Genomic DNA, 25,254 nt, shown 5'->3' on the forward strand with positions numbered 1-25,254 from the left:
ATGCACAGTAGCGATCCCCTTGTTTTAGCTGCGGGATTTATTTGACGAGTCGGGCAAGATCGCGCTCGCGCCGGCGCTATCGCCAGACTGACCGGGGCAGGCTCAGCTGGGTCGGTCGCCGCCGGCGAGCATCCCGGTCAGCATCGCATCGGCCTTGTGCTTCAGCGGCAGCGCGCCGCTTTCGGAGGCGATCGCGCTGGCGGCGCGCAGGGCGGCGAGGATCGTGGCCTTGTTCGCCGCGTCCGACGGCGGCGTCACGACGGCCTCGCCGAACAGGGCCTCGGCCTCGAGGCCTGAAAACCCCTGCTGGCGGGCGGTGTTGCGCGCCTCGCGCAGCATGTTCTGCGCGGCCCTGACATCGCCGAGGCGGTGGGTGGCGAGCGCCAGATAGATCGAGCTGCGCAGCACCGCCGAGGTGTAGCCGACCGCCTTCGCTTCCTCGCGCGCCTCCGTCAGCATGCCGCGCGCCCGGTCGAACAGGCCCTGCTCGAGATAGGCGATGCCGAGATGACAGGCCAGCACCGGCACGAACAGCCGGATGCCGTGCTTCTGCGCCAGGACGAAGCCGTCTTCGAGGATGGCGGCGGCCGCCGCCGGATCGTTCTGCCCGAGCTTCAGCCAGCCGCCGCTATAGGCGGCGGCGACGCGATCATAGGGACGGCCGGTCTCCTCGGCGATCGCGGCGGCCTGTTGCTGGAGCTGTTCGGCGGCATCGAGTTCGCCCATGACGGTGTGGGTGAAGCTCTTCATCATGCAACAGAGGAGGAGCAGATATCTCGGCGTCGTGCCGATCGGTGCGCTGGCCTCCGGACCCGCCAACTGGGCGTGAGCCAGTGCCAATGTCTGTTCGGCTTCACGGTACCGGCCGGCAAGGAAATAGGCCTGCCCCAATCCATATCGCGCGAGATTGAGCCAACCCTGATTGCCCCATTCCACGGCGAGGCCGACGACCTCCTCGCCGATTGCGACCGCCTCGACTGGCGCCCCGTAGAAGTTTTGTGCGCCCGACCTGACGGTCATGGCGGCGACCTTGCGTCCGATATCGTCGATCGCGTCAGCGCGTCGTTCGGCTTCCTTGCCCAGATCCAGCCACTCGGCGACCTGTCCGGATGCGATGAATGCCCCGCGCGCCTCCATCCGCAGATCAATGGCATCCGATTCCCGCAATGGCGTCGGCGGCGTTTTGTCGAGCGAGCCCATCGCGATCTCGAAATAGTTTGCCGCATCCGCAAAGGCCGACCGACTCAGGCATTTTCGTCCCGCGCTCCTGCCATGGGTGAAAGCCTTGAGCCAGTCCTTCGCGCGCAGCGCGTGATAGCACAGCGTATCGGGCTCATCGGCACTCGTCCCGTCACTCTCGAAAACCGCAACAATGCGCGCATGGATGTCCTCGCGCACCTTTTCGACCATCGAGTCGTACGTCACCTGGCGGACCATTTCGTGACGGAACTCGAGTTCATCGTCCAGCTCGCTGTCGATTCGCACCAGCAACTCGGCGCGATCGAGCACCGCAAGGCAGTCCTGGAGGGCAGCCTCCGGCAACTCGACCAGCTTTCGCAGCATCGCGACGCTCGATCTCGGGCCCAGCGCTGCTGCGACCTGCAAGACGGAACGCTCCTGCCGGGACACGCGATCGAGACGCGCGGCGATCACGCCCTGGATGCTCGTGGGAATCCCGAGTTCCTCGATGGGTCGCATGAGCGCGAGATCACCCCACTGACCTTGCAGCGTTCCGCTGTCCCTCAGGCCGCGGCAGACCTCTTCGATGAACAAGGGCACATTCGCCGTATGCGAAATGATCCTGGTCTTCAGATCGTTGTTCGCCGCGGAGGGGCCAAGCATGTCGGCTAGCATCGCCATCCCCGAATCGTCGTCCAGGGGGCGCACCGCGACGATCTCGGCCTGGCAGCGCGTGGTCCATACCGGCATGCCGTTCGGCCTGGATGTGAGCAAGACGAGGAGATTCGGTGTCTGAAGCGAGGCGATCGCAGACATCACCGTATCGCTGGCCCGGTCGATCCAGTGGAGATCCTCGAGCAGGAGTATCGTGCGGTGGCGGCGAACCGCATTCTCGACCACAGCGCAGCTCGCGTCGCAAATCGCTCGCCCTCGCGCGTGCGGCTCCAGCTCGGTCCACTGCGGCTCCGATATCGGCAGATCCAGCACGGCATCCAGGGCGCATTGCTGGATCAGCGGTCGGTCCATCCGCGGATCTCCAAGTCCGTCGGAACCCTTCGCGGCGGCGTCCAGCAGCGACAGCAACAGCCGCTTGAGCGTGCTGAACGGCGCGCCCTGGAGGTTCGGACTGCACTCGGCGTCGATCAGGCGCCAGCCAGCCGCCTTGAGCTCCTGGGCAAACTCGTGCGCGAGACGTGACTTTCCGATACCGGCATCGCCCAGCAGCAAGACGGTCCGCCGGCCGGCGCCGACCGCCTCCGCGGCTCGGGCAAGCAGTGCCCGCTCGATCGTACGATCGACGAACCGGGAGATGCTGCGCGCCCGTCGCACCCGCCAGCTCGACAGGTCGCTCGCGCCCACGATGCGGTAGACCGGCACAGGCTGGTTGAAGCCGCGCAGCGGCTTGCCGCCGAGAAACTCGAATCGGACATGCCCTTGGGCCAGCTCCTGGCAGGCTTGCGACACGTAGATCTGATTCGGCTCCGCCACCGACTCCAGCCGTGCCGCCAGATGCTGGGCGGCACCACCAATCTCGTAGACCTTGGAAAACTCGCTGGCGACCATGTAGGCGACGACGTGACCGGAATGGAGGCCGACACGCACCTGAAGCCCGGGATCACCGAGGCTTGCGACGCGTCGAACGAGTTCAAGTGCCGCATGGCACGCCAGCGGCGCGTGGTTATCGTCCGCGATCGGGGCACCGAACACAGCCGCGATCCCGTCGCCCAGCTCCTTGCTGACAATGCCCCCGAACTGGCGCACCGCGGCTCGCATCGCGGCCAGGGCCGGCTCCAGCCGTGAGATGGCCGCCTCCGGCTCCAGCTCGGCGATGAGGCCGGTGGAATCGACGACATCGGCACGGAGAATCGTCACGAACCGGCGGTCGCTCTCGGGATCGGAGCGCCGCACAGCCAGCCCACACTTCGGGCACCAGCCAGCGCTCGGGTCGATCGTCGACTGACACGCGACACAATGCATTCCTGTGCCTTCAAAAGTCACGGCGGCGTCTATACCGACCGACGCTCAAGGTGAGCTCTGCGCAAGAATACCGAACGACACATGCATGGCAATCAACTCACCGAGAAACATACCTGTGTCGGCAAAGGTGACTCTCTGGACGAGTTGCATTTTGGGATGGTAGCGTCGTCGGCGCGAAAATGGGGCGACGCGTTTTAGGGGGCACCGAGGCTTTCGTACAGGGCCAACGAGCTTTGCTGGGCTGCACGTCTCCCTGACCGATTAGATTGTATCGAAGGACAAGGCGATGGGCGGCAAGACATATAACGGCAAAGCCTTCAGGGATTTGATGAACGGCAATTACTATCCCTTGGCGAACATGAAAAAGAGTGTCGCCAAGCTCAAGGCATCGGAGGACATCGATCTGCCGACCCTGGAATACGGCCAGTACCATCTGATTCTGACGCCGCCATCGAAGTGGCCGCAGGGCAGCGCCAAGTACTGGCACAAGGAGAAGGGCCGGGCTCGTCTCGACCTCAGCACCCAGCCGAACACGGTCCCGCTGTCGAGGGACGAGCCGGGCGTGATCCCGCTGACGCGATGCGATCTGCTCGATGCCTGCGTCCGCAAATGCTTCAATTCAGAGCCGCCGATCCCGATGAAAACCAACATCATCAGCCACGCGGCGAGCGACGCCTATGCCCACCGGCACGAGATCCGGCTGGAGTGGGAGTACAAGAAGGGCTCGGACAAGCCGACGCTGCTCAACCTGACCATGGTCTGCCCGTACAGATCCTGATTGGAAAGATTCTACTCTGTTGACGACATCATCGTCGCCCTCGCGCTCCAAACGCGCGGAGGTATTGTTCGTCGGCCATGACGTGATCTCTGCCGTCTGACATTCCGTCACGGGCCTGCCGCACGAAGATGATCCGCTCCGCTTCGGTGTGCTTGCGAGTCAGCCCGGGCGGCGGTCGTCGTGCGCGCCCGACAGGAGCGGCCGATGCCGGTTGGATTGCCGGAGGTCGAAGGCACCATCGATGTCGGCCGGTTCTGGCCGGAGGGGCGGTCGGACGCCGATACCGCCAAGGTGCTGGTGACTGTGGCGCCGGACGCGATCCCGCTTCCGCATGAACGATACTGCGCCATTCCAGCCGACTGACGTCTTCGAGGGCGCCAAGGTCGAGGGCCGCACGTCGGCCGCGCCCATCAAGAACGGCAAGCTCACCGTTCGCCTCCAGGGCATCGACGCGCCGGAGCTGCACTATATGCCGTCGCTGCTCTCGGCTGCCGAGAAAGATGGGGCTGCCAGATGCCAGGAAGCAGGCCTATCGCGAGGTCACCCATTCCTACCGGCAATTCCTCGGCCCCACCGCGAGCAAGGCGCTGCACGATTTCCTCAGCAGCAGCAGCGAGGCGTCGCTTCCCTGCCGGGTGTTCACCTGCAAGAGACGGCTCTCGAACCCGCATGCATACGGAGGCGAGGAGTTCGGTCTCAATTCTCATCCCGCCGAGACCTCGATAAGTTGCGCGTTGATCCAGCGATTCTCATCGGACAGCAGAGAAACGATCATCGGCCCGATATCTTCCGGCCCCCCCGGTCGGCCGAGCGCCCTCAAGTTGGCGACCTGAGCGTTGATTTTGGGATCTTCCCGCACCAGGCCGTCACTGAAATCAGTTCGGATCGCTCCGGGGACGACTGCGTTGACCGCTATGCCTCGAGCGCCGAGTTCTTTTGCCTGGTATCGCGTCAGCACCTCGATCGCAGCCTTGAATGCACCGTATGGCCCGCTGCCGGGCACGATGATTCGGGCGAGCCCACTCGACATGTTGACGATACGGCCGCCGTCCTTGATGAGAGGCAGCAATTTTTGAGTGAGAAAGAACACTGCCTTGAAATTAACCCGATAGATCGCATCGAGTTCTGCCTCGGTCGTGCTTTCCAACCTGCCATGATGCGAGATCCCGGCATTGTTGACGAGATAATCGAAACGGGTGGCGCCAAGAACTCCAAGTGCTTCGCGGAATTGCAGTACGAAGCCGTCGAAGCTGCTCGCCTCCGCGAGATCAAGCTGCAAAGGAATGGCTCTCCGGCCGATCTCCTCAACGGCCGTCGCAACCGCATCGGCCTCAGCAAAAGCGGCTTTGAATGTGAAGATGCTGTCAACACCTCGCCTTGCCAGACTGAGAACCGTACTCCGCCCGATGCCGCGGCTGCCGCCCGTCACAACGGCGATTCTCCGGTCCTGTTCCATCGCTGCTCCTGCCGTTGCTTTTTCAAGCGGTCTTGCGGAGAGGAGGAATATGGACCAGACTTAGCCGCCCAAGGTGTTATGAACTGCAAGGAAATGAAAAGCCGCCGCGGCTCCCCTGACCGCTCATGCCGGATTCTTCCCGGTCACGCCAAGCGCGCCAGAAGATCCGCAGCTTCCAGCAGATCCGATGAGCCGGACTCTTCCTCGTGAGCCGCCAAGACCGGCTCGAGGAGTGCGCGCGTCTCTGCTACCCGCCCATGCACGATCAAGAGCTGCGCCAATGCGAGCGCAGCCCTCAACTCCCATGCCAATGCGCCTTGGCTCCTTGCGTAGTTGATCGACTCCCGCAGCAATGACTCTGCCTTGTCGTGCTGAGCATCCGCACTTCTCATGATTATTTGCGCTTGCGTGCGCAGTAGGCCGGGCATTGAAAACTTCTGACCCATTTTTTGTGCTGAAGAGATCGCCGTCTGAATCGTCGTTCGTGCCTCGACCAACCTTCCGCTCTGTGCCAATCCATCTGCCAGAGCCTGCGCGGCAGCGGACGTAAGCATGCGAAATTGTTCGCGGTACAGCAGATTCAAAGCCTGGCGCAATGTTTCCACGCCGGCTGCAGGTTTTGCCGTCATCGTGAGCCACTCCCCCTTCAACGCCAGGGCAGCGGCTGCGAGCGCCTTGAGAGAGTGCTTTTCAGCCTGCACGATTGCGCGATCTATATGTTCGGCGCAAACTTCAGTTTCGCCATTCCAGAGCAGGATAGGGACAGCATGGACTACAGCCATGCAATAGTTGCTCGGCGGTGACAACCCTTCGGCCTCATGGAGAGCCGCCACAGCCAACCCGCACGCGCGCGTTGCCGCCCCTCTGAGCCAAAGCGATCGTGCCAACGCGAGTTCCGCGCGGAGGCGGTGATCGTAGCCGAATAAATTGAGGTCGAGGCGGCTATGGGTGGCCTCGAGCTCAAACCCCAGTTCGCAATGGGCGATGGCATCGGCTTGATGACCGGCAAGATGCAAGGCGGCGGCAAGCATCCATTCGGAGATGACCCGATCGCTGATCGATCCGCTCCGGTCCGCCACAGCTTTGCATCTCTCGGCGGCCGCCAGCCCGCCATCAAAGTCGCCAATCCTCGTCAGGAAGAGGTTGAGGCCGGCCAGAAGGCGAAGTTGCGCCAATCCTTGCTCGCCCGCTTCGTACAGGTCCAGCCCACGCTGGATCGCATCTTTCACCTCCTGCGTATTGCCCCACATATGCATGGAGGCGACAGCGAACGCCTCCAGCAAGCGCGCCTCCCGGTGCGACATCTCGCTCATATGCTGGATCGCGGTCAAGGCAAGGCGCGACCAGTGGCTGCAGTCCGCAAGCAGCCAAAGACCAAGAAACAATGGCGCAGCATCGGCCGCCAATTCAATCCCGATCTTGCGATTCTCCTCGCTGGAGAAACTCCATTCGAGCGCCTTTCGTACATTCCCGAGGTGTGGTGCATGGCGCCCGATCTCGGCATACGCGCCGTCCTCGAGAGCAAGTGATTTGAACAAGGAAGCAAAGTAGCGAGCATGGCGACTGGCAATCGGCTCGACGTCTTCGGATTGGCTGAGCTTCGCCGCAGCATAGGCGCGCGTCGTATCGGGGAGGCGGTAAAAGACCGCTTCATCGATCGGTCTTACCCAGACCAGAGACTTGTCGACCAGTCTCTCCAGAGTCGAAGCGATAGCTGCCCGGTCGCTCTCTTCTTCGCCCGCGACGGAGCAGGCCGCCTCCATTGTGAACAGACCGACGAAGGCGGACAGGCGCGAAAGCGTTCGCCTTTCGTCTTCCGCGAGCAGATCGTAACTCCAGTCAAGCATCGCTTGAAGCGTTCGATGTCGAGGAGAAACATTGCGTCTGATGGGTAATGCCATCTCCGCATTTTGCGCCAAGAGGCCTGCAACGCCACGGATCCCATAACTTCCGACGCGGCTGGCGGCCAACTCTATCGCCAGCGCAATTCCGTCAGTCCGCCGGCATATATCCGAAACGATCGGCGCATCGGCGTCAGTTAGATCTTCGGTGAATCCGCTGAACGCCGCCCTATCCATGAACAGACGCACGGCCGGCGTTGCCAAAGCATCCACCGCCGTCGGGGCTTCCTCCGCTGGATAAGCGAGGGGACTGAGTAGATGCACCGTCTCACCCTCGACATGCAACGGCTCCCTCGAGGTGGTTAGTAAATGGACGAAGGGGGCCTCACGGAATAGCCGGTCTGCCAGAAGCGAGATCGGATCGAGGAGGTGCTCGCAACTGTCGAAGACAACCAGCATGCGCTTATCTGCAAGGAAGCTTGACAGTTCGGCGACGGGATCGGATCCCCCCAATGTGCAGCCAACCGCCGAAATCACGCTGCCAGGAACCAAGCCAGGCTCGAGCACCGCGCCAAAATCGACGAAGGCGACGTTCTCGTCGCCGAATTCGGCTCGCAACCGCGCGATCAAGGCAACCGCGACCGCCGTCTTGCCGATGCCGCCGGCGCCCACGATACTGACAAACCGTCGACTCGCGAGAAGCCTGCTTATACTGAGAACGACCTCGTCGCGGCCGACGAAAAGCCCCCGATGCGACAGGAATTGACGACCCAGGCGATCAGCCGAGTTGGAATCCGACGAGGACGCCAGGCTCGTGTGAGACCGCTTGATTGCGGCAACGAAACTGTATCCGCGGCCTGCGACGTTGACGATGTAGCGCGCATCATCCCGGCCATCGCCCAAAGCTCGGCGAAGCGTCGACATATGTACCCTCAGGCCCGCCTCGTCGGTCACAACACCATTCCACACCGACTCGAGGAGATCACGCTTGCTGACAACTTCGCCCGCGCGATCGGTCAGCGCGATCAGAATGTCCAGGCCGCGCGACCCAATTCGTACGGGATTTCCATCCTTGAGAAGCAAGCGACGTCTGCGATCGAGCTGGAAGTCGCCAAAGCTAGTTATCGCATCGGAGCTCATCGACGCCCGAGTATTGCTCGACATCATCCCGCTTCACCTGAAGGTGCGTCTCCAACCTGAGCGGCTGGACGCAGTTACCGGCTTCGCAAATGTACGTGCGAACCGACCTGCCGGGTAGCGCGTCTTCGCGTTCCATGCTTTGGCGACCATCACGCGCGTTCCACTATCCATCGTCGCAAGTAACTGATCGAACTCGGATATCAGGGAAGACCGGTTCTGCGTGAGCGACCTAACGCCACGCCTGCGGCGGGCGGTCGCAGCATTCGATTTAGCAAAATCCAACGTTTCTTAAGGGGAGCTAACGCGCCTTCCGAAGGCGTGCAGGCTAAATCCACTCGGTATCGCAAGTACAAGCCAACAGAGGAGAGCCAGGATGCGCGACGACATGCATGCGGTCCCCCCCAAACACGGTCATCACCCCGCGTTGAGCGACAACAGGCATCCGCGAGGATATCCTTTGGAGGAGCGGGCGTGGCGCAGGCCGGAACAAAACGGTGCGTCCCTGGCCCAGGAAATCACCATTTCGCGCTGGCTCGATCTCCGAACCGCGTCTCGTACCGAGGAGGCGGTCACCCCCAATGATCGCTACTTCATTGGCGTGGCATTGAGGACGACGCGCATCAAGTTGACAGGAGAGCAGCGAACAATCTTCGAGGGCGTCATGCCGGAAAGCACGCTGTATGTCAGCGCTCCCTCAAAACGGCTCGCCGCACGCTTCGATGCGCCCTGCGACTTCCTGCATTTCCACGTTCCAGACTCATACTTTACAGATCGGCTACCAATTGCGCAGCGTCGCCCAACTCAGCATCTGAATGACCTTATCCTGCTTCGCGACATGTTCGCAGGACAGCTCACCCGACCGCTGCTCGGACCCGGCGAACCGATCGACGAGACGTTCGCCCGCTGCATCGGACAAACGCTGGCGATGCGGCTCGCGCGCCTCGAATTTCCACGCACCAAGGTCGGCGCCCTGGCAAACTGGCGGCTTCGGCGCGTCCAAGACCACGTCAAACAGAATTTTCGTCGGTCGATAAGGCTTCCGGAGCTGGCTCGGGTTGCCGGACTTTCCCGTATGCATTTTGCCGCGCAGTTCCGGGCCGCGACGGGATACCGCCCCCACGAATATCTGCTGGCTCAACGGGTCGAACACGCGAAGACGCTGCTGAATACAGAGGCGCCTCTAGTCCAAATTGCACTCGCGGTCGGATTTTGCACTCAGGCACATTTCTCGACCGTGTTCAAAGAAATCACCGGTGAGACCCCGGCTGATTGGCGAACGCGGTCGAGGAGCAGGGCCGCTTCCGGACCCGTGTAGCGCACTTCCGTACGACAGCGGAGAGTGACCCAAAATTGGCCGAACGCCGCTCCGACCGCTGCCTCGCGCAATTTGGCTTGGCCGATATGCGGCGAATTCGCCATGCGATCTCGCAATAGGTCGCGCACTCGGGAAGACGCAATGCCGGCGTTCTGAACAATGATGCCTGGATCATCCTGAAAGGGCTCGGGGCAATGACTTCCACCGCGACGAGCATTGAAACGGAGGGGCGCGTCTCGCCTCCCGGAGACGCTGCAGCTGGGGCATCCGAACATCTGGGCAGGGCGTCCACAGAGCGGGCGCGTCCGTTGCTGAGACACCTGGTGCCCGTGATACTGGCGATCACGGCGGTTTGCGGCGGGACCTATACTGGTTGGAGGTATTGGACGCATTGGCGCTTCGAAGCCGCCACAGACGATGCCTATGTGCAGGCCGATGTCGTTTCGATCGCACCACAAGTTGCGGGGAATATCGCATCATTGTTCGTTGACGATAACCAGCATGTGAAGATCGGACAGGTTCTGGCCGTCATCGACCAACGCGACTACGAGGCAGCTGTCGAACAGGCGGCCGCCGGCGTCGAGCAGGCCACCGCCGGGATCGCGACCATCGAGGCCGAGATCGCCCAGCAGCGGGCCGTGATCCGCCAAGTCGAGGCGACGGTCGATGCGGACAAGGCACAGGAGCTGTTTGCGCAAGAGAACAGTCAACGCTACGGCAAGCTCGCAGACGACGGCTACGGCTCGGTCCAGGACGCACAGCAGGCGGCCTCGCAGATCGATACCGCGACGGCGGTCGTCGCCAAGGACAAGGCCGCGCTTGATGCCGCCAAAAAGCAGATCGAAACCCTGAATGCTCAACTGGCGCAGGCCAAGGCGACGCTCAAGCGAAACGAAGCGGCATTGCAGCAGGCACGGATCAATCTCGGATACACCACGATCACCTCGCCGGTTGACGGCGTCATCGGCGATCGCACGCTGCGGCTTGGCCAGTACGTTCAGCCAGGCACCCAGCTTCTCGCCATCGTCCCGCTCGCGAAGATCTACGTCGTGGCGAATTACAAGGAAACCCAACTGGCCGAGGTGCGCGCCGGGCAGCCCGTCGTCCTGGAGGTCGACGCGTTTCCCGGGAAACGAGTTCGCGGCCGGGTCGACAGCCTGGCGCCTGCCAGCGGACAGGAGTTCGCTCTGCTGCCGCCCGACAATGCCACCGGCAATTTCACGAAGATTGTTCAACGCATTCCGGTCAAGATCGCCGTTGACCCGAGCGACCCGCTCGCCGGCATGCTGCGTCCCGGCATGTCGGTGACTGCGACAATCGACACGAGGCGCGGCGCCACGCCTCAGGGACCGCAGCGATGAGCGGTGCGATCGATGATCGGGACACCGAGCGTGCGTCGCTGCGGACCTGGGTCGCCGTCTATGGCTGCATGCTCGGGGCGCTGATCGCCGTGCTGGACATCCAGATCGTCAATTCATCGCTTGCGGAGATCGAAGGAGGAATCGGCACGGGGGTCGACAACGGTGCGTGGATATCGACGTCTTACCTGATCGGCGAGATCATCATGATTCCGCTGACCGACTATCTCAGTCGCGTGTTCGGCTTCCGCCGATTCCTGCTGACCAACGTGACGCTCTTCCTGACTTTCTCGGTCAGTTGTGCCTTTGCCAACAGCCTCGGCACCATGATCATCACCCGCGCGCTGCAGGGCTTCACGGGTGGCGTCATGATTCCGATGGCATTCACCATCCTGCTTACCAAGCTCCCCTCCGGACAACGCCCGATCGGGCTGGCGATATTCGCGGTCACAGCCACCTTCGGTCCGGCCATCGGGCCGACCATCGGGGGCTATCTCACCGAGCACTTCGGCTGGCAATACATCTTCTTCATCAATCTGATCCCCGGCTCCGTGATGCTCGCCTTGCTATTCCCGAGCCTCGACCACGCGCCGATGCAGCTGCACCTTCTCAAAGACGGCGACTGGTACGGCATAGGCTCGTTGGCAATAGGGCTTGCCTGCTTTCAGACCGTGCTCGACGAGGGCAACAAGGACGACTGGTTCGGCTCTCCCTACATCGCGCATCTCGCCATCGTCGCGGCCGTCATGTTGACGGCGTTCGCGGTCATCGAGCTGAGAAGCGACAAGCCCGCCGTGCAGCTTCGCCTGCTTGCGAATCGCAATTTTGGCCTCGGTACACTCGCCAACACACTCGTCGGATTCGGCTTGTTCGGATCGGTCTATGTGCTGCCGGCCTATCTCGATTCCGTCCAAGGCTACAATGCCGAACAGATCGGGCTTGTGCTCGCCTGGTCAGGCTTCCCTCAGCTCGTCATCATTCCTTTTGTCCCGCTCATCCTCAAGTACTTCGATGTGCGCGTGGTCGTCTGCGCCGGACTGATCGTGTTCGCAGCGAGCTGCGTCATGAATATCCATCTGAGCTTGAACGACTCCGGGCCGCAGTTGATGTTGACCAACCTGGTGCGCGCGGTCGGCCAGTCGCTCCTCGTCGCACCCTTATCGAGCATCGCGATGGCGCACATAAAGCAGGATGAATCGGCGGCGGCGTCTGGCCTGTTCAATATGCTTCGTAGTCTGGGCGGCGCTATTGGAACGGCCGCGCTGGCCACAGTCATCACGAAACGCGAGCAGTTCCACTCCAACATCATCGGACAAGCGGTGACGTCGTTCAATCCGATCGACCAGTCTTTCCTCACCCGGATGCAACAGTACTTCTTGCCCCATGGCGTGCCAGATCCGGCGCGCTCCTATCAGCAAGCCGAGATCCTGCTCGGCGAACTTGTCAAGCAGCAGGCAACGATAATGGCCTATTCAGACGCGTTCTATTCGATAGCAGTAGTGTTACTGACCGCCGTGCTTGCCGTGGCGCTTACAGGATCGCCGATGAACAAGCGGGCTGCCGCCGGATGAGCGATTGAGCGCTGTCTTCTGCGACGGCTTCAAGGTGCACGGCGAACCGCCGGTTTGCGGCTGAGGGGCGAGACGCGAGCCCCGAGGGATGTGCACGAATTCCACGCTTGGCATTCAGATCCGTCTTCGGGAAAGAAATGATCCGACACACCAAGCTGGACCTGCTCCCTCGCCCGGTCCCTGATCCCCCAAAAAACGAATCCGTCCCGGCCGTTAGGCCGGGACGGTGCGTGCGTAATAATTTGGTTGCGGGGAGGCGCAACACCCGATTGTTGCGATTGATTGAACAGGAGATTCCTAAGCTTGCTGCATAACTGATTCGGACCGGGCCGCTGATTAAGAGACAGCCCCGGGGTGAGAACAATCAATGACTTACTGGTCGCACCACTGGGCTTATCCGACTGAAAGTGGGCATTCGTCGCACGATCTTAGTGATTGCACTGCTTGATATCCGAACACGCGCTACTCGGACTTTACGGGGTCAACTGCGACCAGGTTTTACGCGGCATGGCGTGCCGACCTGGCCCGGGCTGAGGCTTTCAGATTCTAACTGGCCGGGAAGATTTACACTGGCGACGCGCCTCATTACGATCCGAGGCAAACCGGTGGCCAGCTTCGAGGCATTGATAGCCGCCGTCGACGCCGCCGTCCAGCGAGGGCTGTGCGCCTGCCGGGGGCTGTCGCCACCGCCGAAGGACAGCTTGTAGGCGTCAGCGCGTCGCTGCGCGGTTTGACGTCGCCTATGGAACTAGGCTTTGAGCAGCCGTTCGGCATGGTGATTGCGGCGGCGTTCGTTGGAGAGTTTTACCACAGGGACCACATGTTTTCTGAACGTGCGAAGCATCTTCCCGGAACCGAGCCTGCCGTAGCATTATTCGTCGAGTTCTTTCCGAACGAAATCGCGGCGATCCTATCGGGCCGCGCTTGCGAGCCCAACCACGCAATCTGGCTACTTCGAATTCTTCCGCGCCGAAGACGTTGTCGCGAAGTCTCTTGAAATCCTCGGGCTCTTCGGCAACGCCGGCGACATTCCCGTCCTTCGTACCTGGTCGATACACCCTACTCTTGATCGTCTCGCCGTACAGGCAATCAGAATGATCGAAGAAGCACCGCCTACTCAGAAAACGAGCCAGGTCGGATAATTCATCCCGAGGCAGCACCATCATGGTGAGGATTGCCCGAAGCTCCATTTTATAGAGCTTCCGTTTCAGGACCTCCGTAAGGCGGGCGTTCTCACGCTGCCCCTGATCACCTCGGGCTAACTACTCGCCACTCCTTCCTTCATTCCTTGTAGTAATCCTTCATGACCTCGTTGGACCAAGCTGGTTGCGCTATCGCTCCTCGCGGGCCAAATTCTTCCATGTAGGGTTTCACATCGATGACCGGGCTGCTATCGATTGCGTCCAGCCCGCGCACATGGAGTGTGTGGCCCGAAACCCCGAGCAACGCGCAACGTGAGACACCCAGCCGGTTCGGCCGCGACTTGCCGCGCTGGGCAAAGATTCCCACCAAGGGCCAATCCGCTCGCTCCCTCGGGTGCCGCGCGCCCTTCTCTACCGAATCCGGTGGCACCTTGTGCATCAGGAAAACTACTTCAACGTGAGAAAACTCCGAGAGCCCCAGTAGCGCGTTTGCACCGAATTGGCGTTGATCGAAGTCGATGTATGATTCCACCGCCCCCCAATGGTCATCTTCAGGTGTCTTACGCGACGACCTGACGGTCGCCACGGGTCGGATGCATATATCCTGCTTCGGTCACGGTGCCCCCTCAACTTCCTGCCAAATCCCGCCTCGCACCAGGGTCTCTCCCGGTTGAACGCGCTGCACGGTCGCGTAGACGGCAGCCGCATCGCACGACAAGCCACTCGCAAGCGTATCCCGCGTGAAGAGCAACATCCGCGAGATCTCCTCCTTGTTGTATGTTCGCTTGCAGTAGATCGTGACGATCGGCCCGTTGTCCATGGCGCCGTAATGCCAGCCGTCGCGATGGAAATTGTGGGGCGCCACCTCGTGCCAAATCGCCCAGCAATGCCCCGGCGGTAGGTGAAGAATGCCGAGGATCCCCGAGCAGAGGTTCTCGAGCAGCGCCGATGGCGGCGAATCGAGAGGTGAATAGATATGAAGGACAGGCACCTGAACCTCACCCACCAACCGTGACACACGCGCTTCGCAACAAAGGCCCCCGTCCCCGCTCAGTGATTAACGGCCGGCTTGCGCGCAACCGCAAGCAACGTCCTCACCGGAATCAGGAATTCGGCTTGATCTACCGCGAAATCAATCCCCAAGGCGTTCAACGTCGCCGCGGGGGCCGACGCAAGCTGCGCACGGATAGCCTGTTCCGCCTCAGGGCCAGAGGCTGCAATTTCGCACCAGCGCTGTATGCTGACACCTTTCGGACTCTCTCGAAGATGCGTCTCGAAGGTCAGGATCTCCAGATCGGCGCCCGCCAGGGTATCTCGCCAGGCCAGCGGCGTGTGGCTTCGGACGTGCGTTGGATCGTGCAAAACTTCCAGCCGATGGTTGAATTCGTCAAGGTCGGAATCGTCGTAGCCATGCAGGTCGATAACTGCGACATGCCCCCCGGCCGAACCAGCCTCGCCATCTCCCGCACCGACGCTTGCAGGTTCGGAAAATGATGCGGTGCAAGCCGGGAAACCGCGACGTCGAATTCGCCGGATCGCAGCGAGACAGAATCGCTCATGGCCAGCACAGTTTCGACCTGGATTGCCTTCTCGTTCGCAAGTCTCTGGAAGGCCCCCAGCATGGTCGGGGCACCATCGACTCCCACGATGCGTTTCGCGCGACCTGCAAACGACAGAGCAAGATGGCCAGCGCCGCAGGCTATGTCGACAACCGACGCGCCGGCCGGCAGGTCGAGCAATTCATGCAATCGCCTGATGGAATGACTGCTCGAATGGACCTCGCTTGTCGCAAAGTTTGTCGACAGTTTGTCGAAGCGCTGGGTTGCCAAAGACGTCATCGTCGATCTCTCCTATTGCGCGGCCGGGGCAGACGGCGGAAAAGCGGATTGCTTCGTTAGGTCGACGATGACATCCAACGTGTCATCGTCAGGCGCGTGGGCACCAGGCCGCGCGAGCATGTGTCCGACCCCTTCGATGATGCGGGTGGTAACGACGGTTCTCGGCCGAACGATCAATTGCTGCGCCGACCGAGGTCCATACGTGTCCGGACCGACGACTTCGCTCAGTTCACCGTCACTGTTACAATATCCGACCAGATCCCGCGCGCCGTAGAGGAAGTCGATTCGCTCGACCGGCGGCATAACAACGCTGGGTTCTTCGATCACACATCCAAGCAGAACAGCCGCGCAGATATTGAGCGAGGTCGGGCGTCTTAGAACGTCAACAATCGAAAGTGCGCCGAGCGACACGCCGAGTAGAATGAGCGGAGATGATCGTGCCGCAATCGCCTCGTGTTCCAAGATCTCGGACAACCGCCGCGTCCGGTTCGCCCGGCGCGCCGGTATCGACACACCTCCGCGCGGTCGATCGGACTCGACATCAAATCGAACCGTAATCATTCCGGAGGAAACGAGCCTGCCGGCCAGCCGCTCGTACAATTCGGATTCGAAGCCGCCCTGATCCATCGGCCCGACATTTCCGGATGGTACAATCAAGACGCGGCCGATCTCGGATCCCGATATCGGTACGAACTCATGAATGCGAATTGCTTCCGGGTTCATCGTTCTCTGCGTTTGCAACATGAGTAGGCAGCCTCTTAGCGCCGGCAGACGGCGGCGACGACACCGCCGATACGGCCGTGGATATGCGTCGTAATGATCTCCTCGTGGAGGGTTTCACCATCAAGCGTCGGCTTCAGGTACTCCGACGACCCATTGACCGGCTCGAGCAGTCCCTTTGCCATGAGGTCTTCGATCACGCCGGCATAGGGCTCATCGGACAACAGATTCACGCCATAGATCCGGGCAAACCGCTGCACGGAGATCGGCTGGTTTGACTTGAAGGCGAACCCAAGCGCCGTCGCGACGGCTTCCGCGCCGGTCAGGCGCCTGCCGGACGCGAGCGGTGCGGTGCTCTGAGATTCCACATGGCGCGCATGGGCGGAGATGTCGGCGATGTTGCGGGTCTGGATAGGATCCGGCCGAATACCCGCGAGCCAGCCATAGGAGCCGGGACCGAATCCGATCATCGTGTCGTAATTCTGCCACTTGTTGCGCGACACCTGTGGGATGTTGCCGTCAGGATAAGATCCTGGCGCACTCCACCAGCCGCAGGGGCTGGGTTCATAGTTTGCATCGAGCAGGACATCCACCATCGCTTCGCGCATCGCGTAGGTGGTTTCAAGCGTCGGGAACAGATTCTGGTCGTGCAGACGGACTTCAGCGACATTTGTCGGTCGTGCCCCCGACCAGCGAAGGCGTTGACCTTGCTGTCGAGCGACTGGAGGCCGACGCTGAACCGGTTGAAGCCGATCTCGATTGCATCACTGACTTCGTCGGCGAGGAAGTTGTCCGGATTGCCTTCCAACGTCGCCTCGCATCCCGGTATGACGGAATAGTTGTCTTGCACATGCCGCATGATCCGCGCCAGGTGCCTGGGTCTGAGCAGCGATGCGGTGCCGCCCCCCAGAAACAGCGACTCAACGCGAGCCGCTGACAACCACGGCGCTCCCCGCAGATATCGTTGCGATTCCTCAATCAGCAAGCCGGTCCAATGATCGAGGGCATCATCGAGCTTCGCGCCGGTCGGGGCCTGCCGCTTGACGTAGTTACAGAACCGGCAAACGTAGCTGCACAGGGGCAAATGGAAATAAAGATGGACTGGCTTCTGCGCGCCATCATGTGTCGCGATCTGCTGCCAAGTCTCTGATGCAGTCAGCGTCGCACCGAAGTTGGCCGTGACATTGATGTTGTAGATGTCTTGATCTATGCGCAATTCGGGGTGTAGCGCCAGCAGAGCACCTGGATTTGTGATGCGCGATCGCGGCGGAGCCGACCTCACCAGCGGAGTAGCAGTCGGTGCATGCATGATCTTTCTCCGGATTGTAATCCCGGCCACCGGTGGCGGCCGGGATCGGCTTCTTAGGCCTTGGTTGCGGAGGCGCCCCGACAAGCGCAAGGGTGATCCCGTCGTTGCTTGGGGTAAGGCGGGCGACGTGCCGATTGCCGCTTTTGAGCGACGGCAGAGGCGGCGCCGACGGTTGCCAGCGATACTCCGTCTTGCGCCAGATCGAGGCCGTTGCCGGGACTCGCGCTGATCTCGATGCCGTCAACTGGCAACAGCTGTCGGCCAATGGCTTTCGTGCTCATGGTTCGATGTCTCCTTTCATTGCAGCCCGCCAAACCATATCGGCGCGGGGCGGGCGACCGGTGCCGATCTCAGGCGACGGTATGCTCCGCTCGATGTGGTCGGGACGGCGCCATCGTGAGCCGGACACCCGCCTTTCGTCTCTCTTCCCACAAGGCGCCCGCACGCAGCATGAACAGGCGAAGGTATTCGGTCGCGCCGCATCCCTTTTGATTCCGGGAGACATTTTGCGCGAGTGGCGGACACCGAAACTGACACCAGATTCCGGCATTGTGGACAGGACATTCCTGACATCCATTGTGATCGTCGAACGTGATGCGCCTGAATTCGTCAAAACCATTGGCCCATATCTCGGCGAACGGCTGATCGACGACGCTGCCGGCCCTGTAGAGCCCGCCGCTCATGCAGTTACTGCAGGGAAACACATCGCACGCTGTTGACGTAGACGAGCGAACGTCCGCACTTCTCCTGCCCGGTCGCGCGCTCGAGCCTCTGGCAGAATTTGATCGTATCGACACTGCGGACGGCCACCGCCGATGCTACGCCCCCGACTTCCTCCGCCTCCGGCGCGGCCGAGTAGCGGTCCATGCACCGACGATACACCTCGAACACCTCGTCGATCTGATCCGGCTGGAGAAGAATGCCTGGGTGCAGAAGAGCCCGGCCGACCGGGCGTGTTTCAAGCCATTGCGGCCGCGGATAGTCGTTGATCGCGCACCATTCAAAGATCTCCTCCGCGTCAGCTACATTGTTGCGATGGACGGAGATCGCAGTTCGAAAGGCGTGACCGTGCGTTTTCATCCATTCGAAGGCGCTTCGGAGCTTCGGAAAATCCATCTTACCGCGAACTGTTCGCTCAGGGTCCGCGGTGTCGAAGCTGATGAAGAAGGAGGTCCCAGGGGTTATGCGCGCCAGGGCTTCTTCCGTGATCAGAAGACCATTGGTGAAGATTTGCGTGCTGAACGGCTTAGTTCGGGCATAGTTTATGATTTCGATTGCGTCCGGGTGGGCGAAAATCTCGCCACCGGTGAGAAACACCTGCAATACGCCGGATTCCGCAAACTGATCCAGCAGACCGATGATCTTTTCGGTCGTCATTTCGTTGGGTCGCTTCGGACCCGACCACGTATAGCAATGCTTGCAGCGCAGATTGCAAAGGTTGGTGAGCTCGATGAAGGCAATGGCCGGCGCGGTCAAATGGAATTGCTCGAGCCGGACCAGAGGAGACGAGAGGATGTTGTCGTCAATGTCCGGCAACTTGGCGTCGCCCGCGCGGGCGGCTTCGAGTAGAGGGAGCGCCGCTGGATGAAGGAATTCGACCCGTCCATCCGGCAAGAGCGCAACAATGCCGCCCTCATTTTGCTGATAGGGGGTGTTCATCGCGCCACCCGCAATGGCTGGATGGTCCGCGAGATTGCAGGTGCGTATCCGCGCAAATCCGCTGTCAGGCCGATGCTTCTGGAAGCCATGTGTCAGTCCTCCGTCAACCAGAACGTAGGCGGCGACACTCACCGGGGAATCTCAGGCTGATCTCCAGCCAATCACCGGAGCAATTTGCACCAGAGTTCGTGTTGGTTGGACGGCATTTGGATCGCAGCCACTCGCACCGCGGGCGCTATTAAGGGACTCGCATGTCCAGCGGATCGCATCTCCATCCCCAGCCAAACGGTCAACGCAAGTCCTAGTCACAAATGCGTTCCTACTTCTCGAGCCGCGCAGAACAGCTCATAGATGTCGCTCTCGCGATCACCGACGTGAACGCATCGTCCTGGATCGCCCAGCAGCCCCGTGGATTGCTGGACATTGTCCAGCCACCGAATGCTCTCCTTCTTCTCGATGGGAACGCGCGTCGGATTGATCGTTTTCTTAAGCGCGGCGGTCCCCTTGAATTTCTTCCGGGTCCAGAATTTGACCGCCGTCAGTCCAAGCGGCAGCCCTTCGGTCGTCACCGCCAGGCTCGAGTGCATCAGGATGCCGCAAACCGTGTGCGATCTCAGGCCGCCCGCCTTGTCCCGGCCGCTGTTTATGCTTTTGGTGGTCCCGATCGCGTCCGAGCTCTCTCTGATAGCTGAATTCGGTCGTATCATGGAGCACTAGAACAGGACCGTCGGTGCCAATCGTGCGCTCCCGCGTCGATTGAAAGTGGCCGGCCAGAATGTCCGCCTCACTGACCCGGTCGTTGGAGAAAACACGATACGCAGCCTTGGTATTGGCCCAGTCCTGGCACACCAGCGGAATGCTTTCACCCATCGCGCTCGCGATCTGCGCTACCAGTTTGCGGAGCCGCTTGTTCAGGCGCTCGTCGGCAAGGCTGCAGCCAGCGAGCTCGCGATCAAACCATGCGTCGGCTTCTTCGTCCATTGGCACCGCCCCCTGCGAATCGGTGCCAGACAAGGAATCCGGTCGATTCCTGCGATGCAATGGTTTGTGCGCTCCCTCAGCCCGTTCGGCTAAATGTGGGTAATTGAAAGCGTCACCGGACGCGTACGCTCATAATGGTCTCGTTGCTGGTTCAAGTCCAGCCGGGCTCACCACTAACTTGGTAAAATGTGCGGACACCGAAAGAGTGACTCGATTCCTCTAAACGCGCCAAAAAACGGACTCGTCGTGTTCCAAGTAAACCCTACATGCGGATTCCGACGAAGTCGCCCAGGCGTACCGATATGAAGTCGCCCGTGGATTCCGAGACGATGTCGCCCACCTTTCCGATTTGATCTCGCCCAGCGGCGAGGCGTGCTGGCCGGCTGGTTCTCTGGCATCGGTCAAGCCGCGCGGTCAATCTGGAATCGCGACTTCAACCTTTTTTCTTCTTCTGCGGTTGCTGTGATGGGGTGGACGCCCCCTCGACGGCATCGATGTGCCAAAGTGAAGGGTGTTGAACAACCATCACCAGAGAGGAAGCGTCCATGAACGAAGTTAGCACGATTGGACTAGATTTAGCGAAGTATGTCTTTCAGGCCCATGGAGCCGATGCCGCCGGCAAGGTCGTTTTTCGCAAACAGCTGCGCCGGAATAAGCTGCTGGCATTCTTTGCCGAGCAGCCGGCTTGCCTCGTGGCGATCGAAGCCTGCTCGGGCGCGCATTACTGGGCTCGTGAGATCGGCAAGCTCGGCCATGAAGTGCGGCTGATCCCACCGGCTTATGAAGCCCTTCGTGAAGCGGCAGAAGAACGACATGGCCGATGCAGCGGCGATCTGTGAAGCGGCGCAGAGACCGACCATGCGTTTCGTTCCCGTCAAGAGTGAAGAGCAGCAAGCGAGCGCGGTGGTGTTTCGGACCCGCGACCTGCTGATCCGGCAGCGGACCCAGGCGATCAATGCTTTGCGTGGTCATCTCGCCGAATACGGGGTGATTATGGCAAAGGGCACGGCCTATGTCGCAGAGCTTGTCGAGCGCGCAATGGATCCAAAAACCGACGTGCCCGAAGCGGCACGGTTCGTACTCGAGATATTGATCAAGACGATGTTGACGCTGGAAATGCAGATCAAGAAACTCGACAGCGAGATCACCCATCGCGCCCGAAAAGAAGAAGATGCCCGCCGTTTGATGACAATCCCAGGCGTGGGACCAATGACGGCGACGGCTTTGCTTGCTTGGCGAACAGCGGGCGGTCGAGACCGCGCGGGGTGCGATAGTCGATGTCCTCGACGCATGCCTGCTGGCGCAGCTTGGCGTAGCGCAGGCGAGTGGCGAGCCATTTTTTCGTGCCGCAGCGAGGCTTCACGTTCGAGCAGCAGAGCAAGCCATTCGGCGTGACCGAGGCTGCCAGCCTCACCGGCGGCTTCAATGTCGGCGAAGGCCTTGGCTATGCCGTGGAGGCCGAGGGCGTTGAGGCGGTCGAGGGTCGGATGGGTGAGCAAGGGACGGTCTCCTAATTGTAGTAGCGCGGTCCGCGGATGTTGGCATGCAGGATCGACGCATCGTCCGCGGAGCGCTGGTGAGCGGGACGCCGATCGAGATTGTTGGCGAGGATCGACTTGACCGAGCCATAGGTGCGCGCGCCGATGTCGATCGCCCGCGCAGCCGCCGCGTCCAGCCGTTCGCGCCCATAGGAGGCGGCGAGCCTGAGGATGGCGAGGCAGGCGCGGAAGCCTTGTTCGGGGTGCGAGCGCTCGTCGAGAATGAGGTCGCACAATGCGCTGGTTGCCGGCCCGATCGCGGCGGCGTCCTGACGGATACGCCCGATAGTCCAGCCGGCGTAGCGCCGATGGCTGGAGGCCATGTGCTCCGGCACGGTGGTGTGCTTGTGATTGCCACTCATGCGCTGATGCGCGGCAATCCGCTCGCCCTTGTGGAAGATCTCGACGGTGCGGGCGGTGAACCGCACCTCGACCTCGGCACGCGCGAAGCGATGCGGAACGCTGTAATAATGCTTCTCCACCTCGACGTGGTAGTCGAGGCTGACGCGGCGGATCCGCCACTCGGCGAGGACGTAGGGGCTCGCCGGCAACGGCTTGAGCGCCGGCCGGTCGATCTCCTCGAGCAGCCGGCGGCGCGTCACGCCGAGCCGCCGGATCGGCCGCTCCTCGTTGAGCCTGGTGAGCAACTCGCCGATCGCTGCATTGACCTCGGCGAGGCTGTAGAAGACGCGGTGGCGCAGGCGGCCGAGCAGCCAGCGCTCGATAATGAGGACGGCCTGCTCGACCTTGGCCTTGTCGCGCGGCTTGCGAGGTCGCGCCGGCAAGACGGCCGTGCCGTAATGCGCGGCCATCTCCGCATAGGTGCGATTGATCTGCGGGTAGTGGAGGCTCGCCTTGATGACTGCGACTTTGGTGTTGTCAGGCACCAAGAGCGCCGGGACGCCGCCGATCGCCGCGAAGGCGCCAACATGGGCGCTGATCCAGTCGGCGAGTCCCTGCGTCCACGTCGCCTGCGCGGAGGTGAAGCTCGAGGCGCCGAGCACGGCGACGAAGATCTGCGCCGTCCTCCGCTCGCCGGTGAGGCGGTCGACGACCACCGGCACGCCGTCGCCCGCGTAGTCGACGAACAGCTTGTCGCCGGCCGCGTGCGCCTGGCGCATCGTCACCGACAGGCGTCCCTCCCAGGCGCGGTAAAGCTCGCAGAAGCGCGAGTACCGGTATCCGCCGGGCTCGGCGCCGATGTACTCCTCCCACAGGATCGACAGCGTCACATGCTTGCGCTTGAGCTGCGGTGCACCGCCGCCCAGTCGGGCTCGGCGATGCGGCGATGACCCTGCCGGTTACCGTTGCCGGTCTTGGCGAACAGGCGGGCCTCCAGGGCCGCGTCCGTGAGTTCGTCGGGCAACGGCCAGCTCAGGCCTGCGGCCTCGAATCGCCGGATGGTCAGCCGCACTGTCGAGGGCGCCGCGCCCATCCGCCGAGCAATCTCGCGGCTCGGCAGCCCAGCCGCCTTCATCCTGATCACATCGCGCACACGGCGCATCGCAAGCCTCTCCGTCGGCATCCAGGGTCCCCCTTCGCAAAACCGAAAGGTTGACCCTATGGGAGCCAGAAGAGGTCTCGTCACCCCGGGTTCGCCCTTGCGAGACCCGGGCGACATCATCCCGGAATGGTGGGTGACATCATCTCGGAACGGGTGGGCGACTTCAAATCGGAATGGTGGGCGAGATCATCTCGGAATCCTGGGCGACATCGATCGGAATCCGCAACCCTACAAGCACGCCACTCGAATCGGTTGGCTTCTCCGTGGGTCCTCTAGAAGCGCGCGTATGCGCGCTGCGATCTTCCGTGCCTCCTCAGGCCCGGGTTCGAGCTTCACGCAATCGAGGATGCTGAGCAGCGCCTGGGCCTCCTCAGCATTAAACGTCGCGACTTGTCGATCTGCCAGGCTCAAAGATTGATCGGCCGCCCGGGCCTGATTGGCTGCAAGCACCGCAAGCGCCTGCGAGCGTAGGGAGGTGGCGTGTCGCTCCAACGTGTGCATTCCGTTTGGACCTGCAAGGTGGCGTCGCAAGCGATGGTGGCCAGCCCGTCCTCGAAGACTGAGGCTGACCACCTTTGCTCCCGAGAGGCTGAAATTCTCAAGATGCTACCAATTTGTATTCTGAGAACAGTTGGAGAGCACCTACCAGCACGAGGGGGTTGCCGCATCCCGCGTGCCTGTATAAAATGCTCGGCCTGTAACTGTTCGAGCTGGCTCCGCTCATAGGAGTAACGCCTTGCCAAGGACCGAAGTGGCAATCCAAGCATTCACGGACTACGTCCGTAGGCCAAGCCATACACCGGCAGAAGACACGTACGGCCCACAGCGAACTAAAGAACAGCTGGCCGATTGGCGATCCCGGGTTGAAGTTATCCGCTCAAAAATGGACGCGGTGGCGGATTGCCCGATTTCGACCTTATCCGAATTCGAGGCGCTCAGACGCGAGATGGGGACAGATTTTCCCGCAACGCCACCCGCTTTACTTAACCGTGTAGCGGACGCATTTTTACACCGTGGTTCGGCGGATGCCCGCCCCTCAATCAGGACGGAGCCGGATGATGCCTAGCACATTCTCGCTGCACAAGATCGACGAAGCGATACGCGACCTCGAAGAAAAAGTTGCTCACGGTGCAGAAATCAGCCGCGAGGAGCTCGCGAGCAGCATTCTGCGGATTACGAAGCGTCTTCGAGATGAACTCGAAGCGGCGGTCACGGTAGTCGATAGCCTCAAGGATCACACCGGACTCACGGTGGCAGCCGCGCGACCTAAACAGCGGGAACGTTAGCGGCAACTTGACTCGACGCTTGGAAGTGGACCAATAAAGTGCTGTCCCTGCCACTCGCTAGTGACTTCTACGCAGCCAGCCTCAGCGACGAAAGAAGCTGACGGGGATACATCATCCCGACGAATGCCCTAGCGCAACTACCAGGATAGGGCGGTGACTTGGCGATCAGTCCCGGATCGTAGGCAGCACGGGCGCGGCGCGCTGGCGAAAGTCTCACAGGCATCCCACCCGAGAACCGGCTGGTACGGGGATGTCCCGGGTTCTGTTGAATTTCTGAAGAGGTCGGCGTTGCTCACCTTGAGCCGGTAGGCTCGGGGTGCTGATTCCACAAAGGAGAGCAACGCCATGACGAGAGATATCACACCGGCTGGTTCGCCGGCGACTGGGGCTGTGGACGAAGCGTTTGCGGAAGTGCGGGCGAGCTTTGATCGGTTCTGCCTTGCGGCGGGGATCGAGGCGCTCGGCACGATGATGGAGGCGGACGTGACGGCGGCCTGCGGGCCGCGCCACGGTCGCGATGCGGCGCGGCGGGCGCACCGTTGGGGCCGAACGCGCGGACGGATCGGTTTCCACGGCGGCAAGATCGAGGTCGAGCGCCCGCGGGTCCGGGGCGTGGACGGCCGCGAGGTCACGATCCCGAGCTGGGAAACGGCGGCGCAGGA

The 25,254-nt window shown here is 61.5% G+C and carries 20 protein-coding genes and 4 pseudogenes; 9 read left to right on the top strand and 15 right to left on the bottom strand.

The window, feature by feature from the left end:
- Window positions 1–102: 102 nt before the first annotated feature.
- Window positions 103–3,156 carry an ATP-binding protein gene (locus ACM42_RS21910; protein ID WP_271529886.1) on the bottom strand — a complete coding sequence of 1,018 codons (3,054 nt, stop codon included), beginning with the start codon at window positions 3,154–3,156 and terminating at the stop codon, window positions 103–105.
- A 286-nt stretch (window positions 3,157–3,442) separates the two neighbouring features.
- Here ACM42_RS21910 and ACM42_RS21915 point away from each other — a divergent pair, with 286 nt between their 5' ends.
- Window positions 3,443–3,934, top strand: coding sequence for a hypothetical protein (locus ACM42_RS21915; protein ID WP_271529887.1), 492 nt, complete (start codon window positions 3,443–3,445; stop codon window positions 3,932–3,934).
- 204 nt (window positions 3,935–4,138) lie between these two features.
- Window positions 4,139–4,297, top strand: a complete 159-nt coding sequence (locus tag ACM42_RS21920) for a hypothetical protein (RefSeq protein ID WP_271529888.1) — start codon at window positions 4,139–4,141, stop codon at window positions 4,295–4,297.
- A gap of 340 nt (window positions 4,298–4,637) precedes the next feature.
- Here ACM42_RS21920 and ACM42_RS21925 read toward each other — a convergent pair whose 3' ends face one another.
- A complete protein-coding gene (locus ACM42_RS21925; protein ID WP_271529890.1) occupies window positions 4,638–5,390 on the bottom strand; it encodes an SDR family NAD(P)-dependent oxidoreductase in 753 nt (250 codons plus the stop codon).
- Between the two features lie 143 nt (window positions 5,391–5,533).
- Window positions 5,534–8,398, bottom strand: a complete 2,865-nt coding sequence (locus ACM42_RS21930) for an ATP-binding protein (RefSeq protein WP_271529892.1) — start codon at window positions 8,396–8,398, stop codon at window positions 5,534–5,536.
- 346 nt (window positions 8,399–8,744) lie between these two features.
- On the opposite strand from ACM42_RS21930, the gene ACM42_RS21935 reads away from it, so the two are divergent.
- From ACM42_RS21935 to ACM42_RS21945, 3 genes are all read left to right on the top strand, one after another.
- Window positions 8,745–9,686, top strand: a complete 942-nt coding sequence (locus ACM42_RS21935) for an AraC family transcriptional regulator (protein WP_271529894.1) — start codon at window positions 8,745–8,747, stop codon at window positions 9,684–9,686.
- A gap of 170 nt (window positions 9,687–9,856) precedes the next feature.
- Window positions 9,857–11,047: an HlyD family secretion protein gene (locus ACM42_RS21940; protein ID WP_271529906.1), complete on the top strand. Its 1,191-nt coding sequence runs from the start codon at window positions 9,857–9,859 to the stop codon at window positions 11,045–11,047.
- Window positions 11,044–12,615: an MDR family MFS transporter gene (locus ACM42_RS21945; protein WP_271529896.1), complete on the top strand. Its 1,572-nt coding sequence runs from the start codon at window positions 11,044–11,046 to the stop codon at window positions 12,613–12,615. Before ACM42_RS21940 ends, ACM42_RS21945 begins: the two co-directional genes overlap by 4 nt.
- A gap of 1,281 nt (window positions 12,616–13,896) precedes the next feature.
- On the opposite strand, the gene ACM42_RS21950 is transcribed toward ACM42_RS21945, so the two are convergent.
- The 10 genes from ACM42_RS21950 to ACM42_RS21990 form a co-directional block, all read right to left on the bottom strand.
- Complete coding sequence (locus ACM42_RS21950) at window positions 13,897–14,289, bottom strand: SAM-dependent methyltransferase (RefSeq protein WP_202948377.1); 393 nt, start codon at window positions 14,287–14,289, stop codon at window positions 13,897–13,899.
- Window positions 14,290–14,370: 81 nt separating this feature from the next.
- Window positions 14,371–14,763, bottom strand: a complete 393-nt coding sequence (locus ACM42_RS21955) for a hypothetical protein (RefSeq protein WP_157785107.1) — start codon at window positions 14,761–14,763, stop codon at window positions 14,371–14,373.
- Between the two features lie 274 nt (window positions 14,764–15,037).
- Complete coding sequence (locus tag ACM42_RS21960; RefSeq protein WP_081493689.1) at window positions 15,038–15,595, bottom strand: class I SAM-dependent methyltransferase; 558 nt, start codon at window positions 15,593–15,595, stop codon at window positions 15,038–15,040.
- 12 nt (window positions 15,596–15,607) lie between these two features.
- Complete coding sequence (locus ACM42_RS21965; protein WP_157785106.1) at window positions 15,608–16,318, bottom strand: hypothetical protein; 711 nt, start codon at window positions 16,316–16,318, stop codon at window positions 15,608–15,610.
- Between the two features lie 35 nt (window positions 16,319–16,353).
- The gene (locus tag ACM42_RS21970; protein WP_210161372.1) at window positions 16,354–16,785 is read right to left on the bottom strand and encodes a hypothetical protein; all 432 of its coding nucleotides are present in this window, start codon (window positions 16,783–16,785) and stop codon (window positions 16,354–16,356) included.
- Window positions 16,782–17,624 (bottom strand): radical SAM protein, encoded by an 843-nt coding sequence (locus ACM42_RS21975; protein WP_210161371.1) that lies wholly within the window; start codon window positions 17,622–17,624, stop codon window positions 16,782–16,784. The genes ACM42_RS21970 and ACM42_RS21975 overlap by 4 nt, the downstream gene beginning before the upstream one ends.
- Window positions 17,625–17,677: 53 nt before the next feature.
- On the bottom strand, window positions 17,678–17,905 hold the full coding sequence (locus ACM42_RS38730; protein WP_157785105.1) for a hypothetical protein: 228 nt from the start codon (window positions 17,903–17,905) through the stop codon (window positions 17,678–17,680).
- Between the two features lie 69 nt (window positions 17,906–17,974).
- A complete protein-coding gene (locus ACM42_RS38735; RefSeq protein ID WP_202948375.1) occupies window positions 17,975–18,307 on the bottom strand; it encodes a hypothetical protein in 333 nt (110 codons plus the stop codon).
- A 4-nt stretch (window positions 18,308–18,311) separates the two neighbouring features.
- Complete coding sequence (locus ACM42_RS21985; RefSeq protein ID WP_202948374.1) at window positions 18,312–19,415, bottom strand: radical SAM protein; 1,104 nt, start codon at window positions 19,413–19,415, stop codon at window positions 18,312–18,314.
- Window positions 19,416–19,769: 354 nt separating this feature from the next.
- Window positions 19,770–20,264, bottom strand: a complete 495-nt coding sequence (locus ACM42_RS21990; protein WP_225152831.1) for an IS4/Tn5 family transposase DNA-binding protein — start codon at window positions 20,262–20,264, stop codon at window positions 19,770–19,772.
- A gap of 545 nt (window positions 20,265–20,809) precedes the next feature.
- Here ACM42_RS21990 and ACM42_RS21995 point away from each other — a divergent pair.
- Window positions 20,810–21,554 (top strand): annotated as a pseudogene (locus ACM42_RS21995) (IS110 family transposase); the annotation flags it as partial.
- Here the strand turns inward: ACM42_RS21995 and ACM42_RS22000 are convergent.
- Window positions 21,496–21,712, bottom strand: a pseudogene (locus ACM42_RS22000) (ATP-binding protein); the annotation flags it as partial. The pseudogenes ACM42_RS21995 and ACM42_RS22000 sit on opposite strands and share 59 nt — an antisense overlap.
- Between ACM42_RS22000 and ACM42_RS22005 the strand changes: the two are divergent.
- Entirely contained in the window at window positions 21,656–21,778 is a 123-nt protein-coding gene (locus ACM42_RS22005) for a hypothetical protein (protein ID WP_271529907.1), read from the top strand. The pseudogene ACM42_RS22000 and the gene ACM42_RS22005 sit on opposite strands and share 57 nt — an antisense overlap.
- On the opposite strand, the pseudogene istA reads toward ACM42_RS22005, so the two are convergent.
- Window positions 21,775–23,306 (bottom strand): annotated as a pseudogene (gene istA, locus ACM42_RS22010) (IS21 family transposase). The gene ACM42_RS22005 and the pseudogene istA sit on opposite strands and share 4 nt — an antisense overlap.
- A gap of 1,058 nt (window positions 23,307–24,364) precedes the next feature.
- On the opposite strand from istA, the gene ACM42_RS22015 reads away from it, so the two are divergent.
- Together ACM42_RS22015 and ACM42_RS22020 are read left to right on the top strand one after the other, a co-directional pair.
- Window positions 24,365–24,592: a hypothetical protein gene (locus tag ACM42_RS22015; RefSeq protein WP_225152829.1), complete on the top strand. Its 228-nt coding sequence runs from the start codon at window positions 24,365–24,367 to the stop codon at window positions 24,590–24,592.
- 345 nt (window positions 24,593–24,937) lie between these two features.
- Window positions 24,938–25,254 (top strand): annotated as a pseudogene (locus tag ACM42_RS22020) (IS256 family transposase); the annotation flags it as partial.

The organism is Bradyrhizobium sp. CCBAU 25338 (assembly GCF_028128965.1).
In the GTDB taxonomy this organism is placed as follows: domain Bacteria; phylum Pseudomonadota; class Alphaproteobacteria; order Rhizobiales; family Xanthobacteraceae; genus Bradyrhizobium; species Bradyrhizobium liaoningense.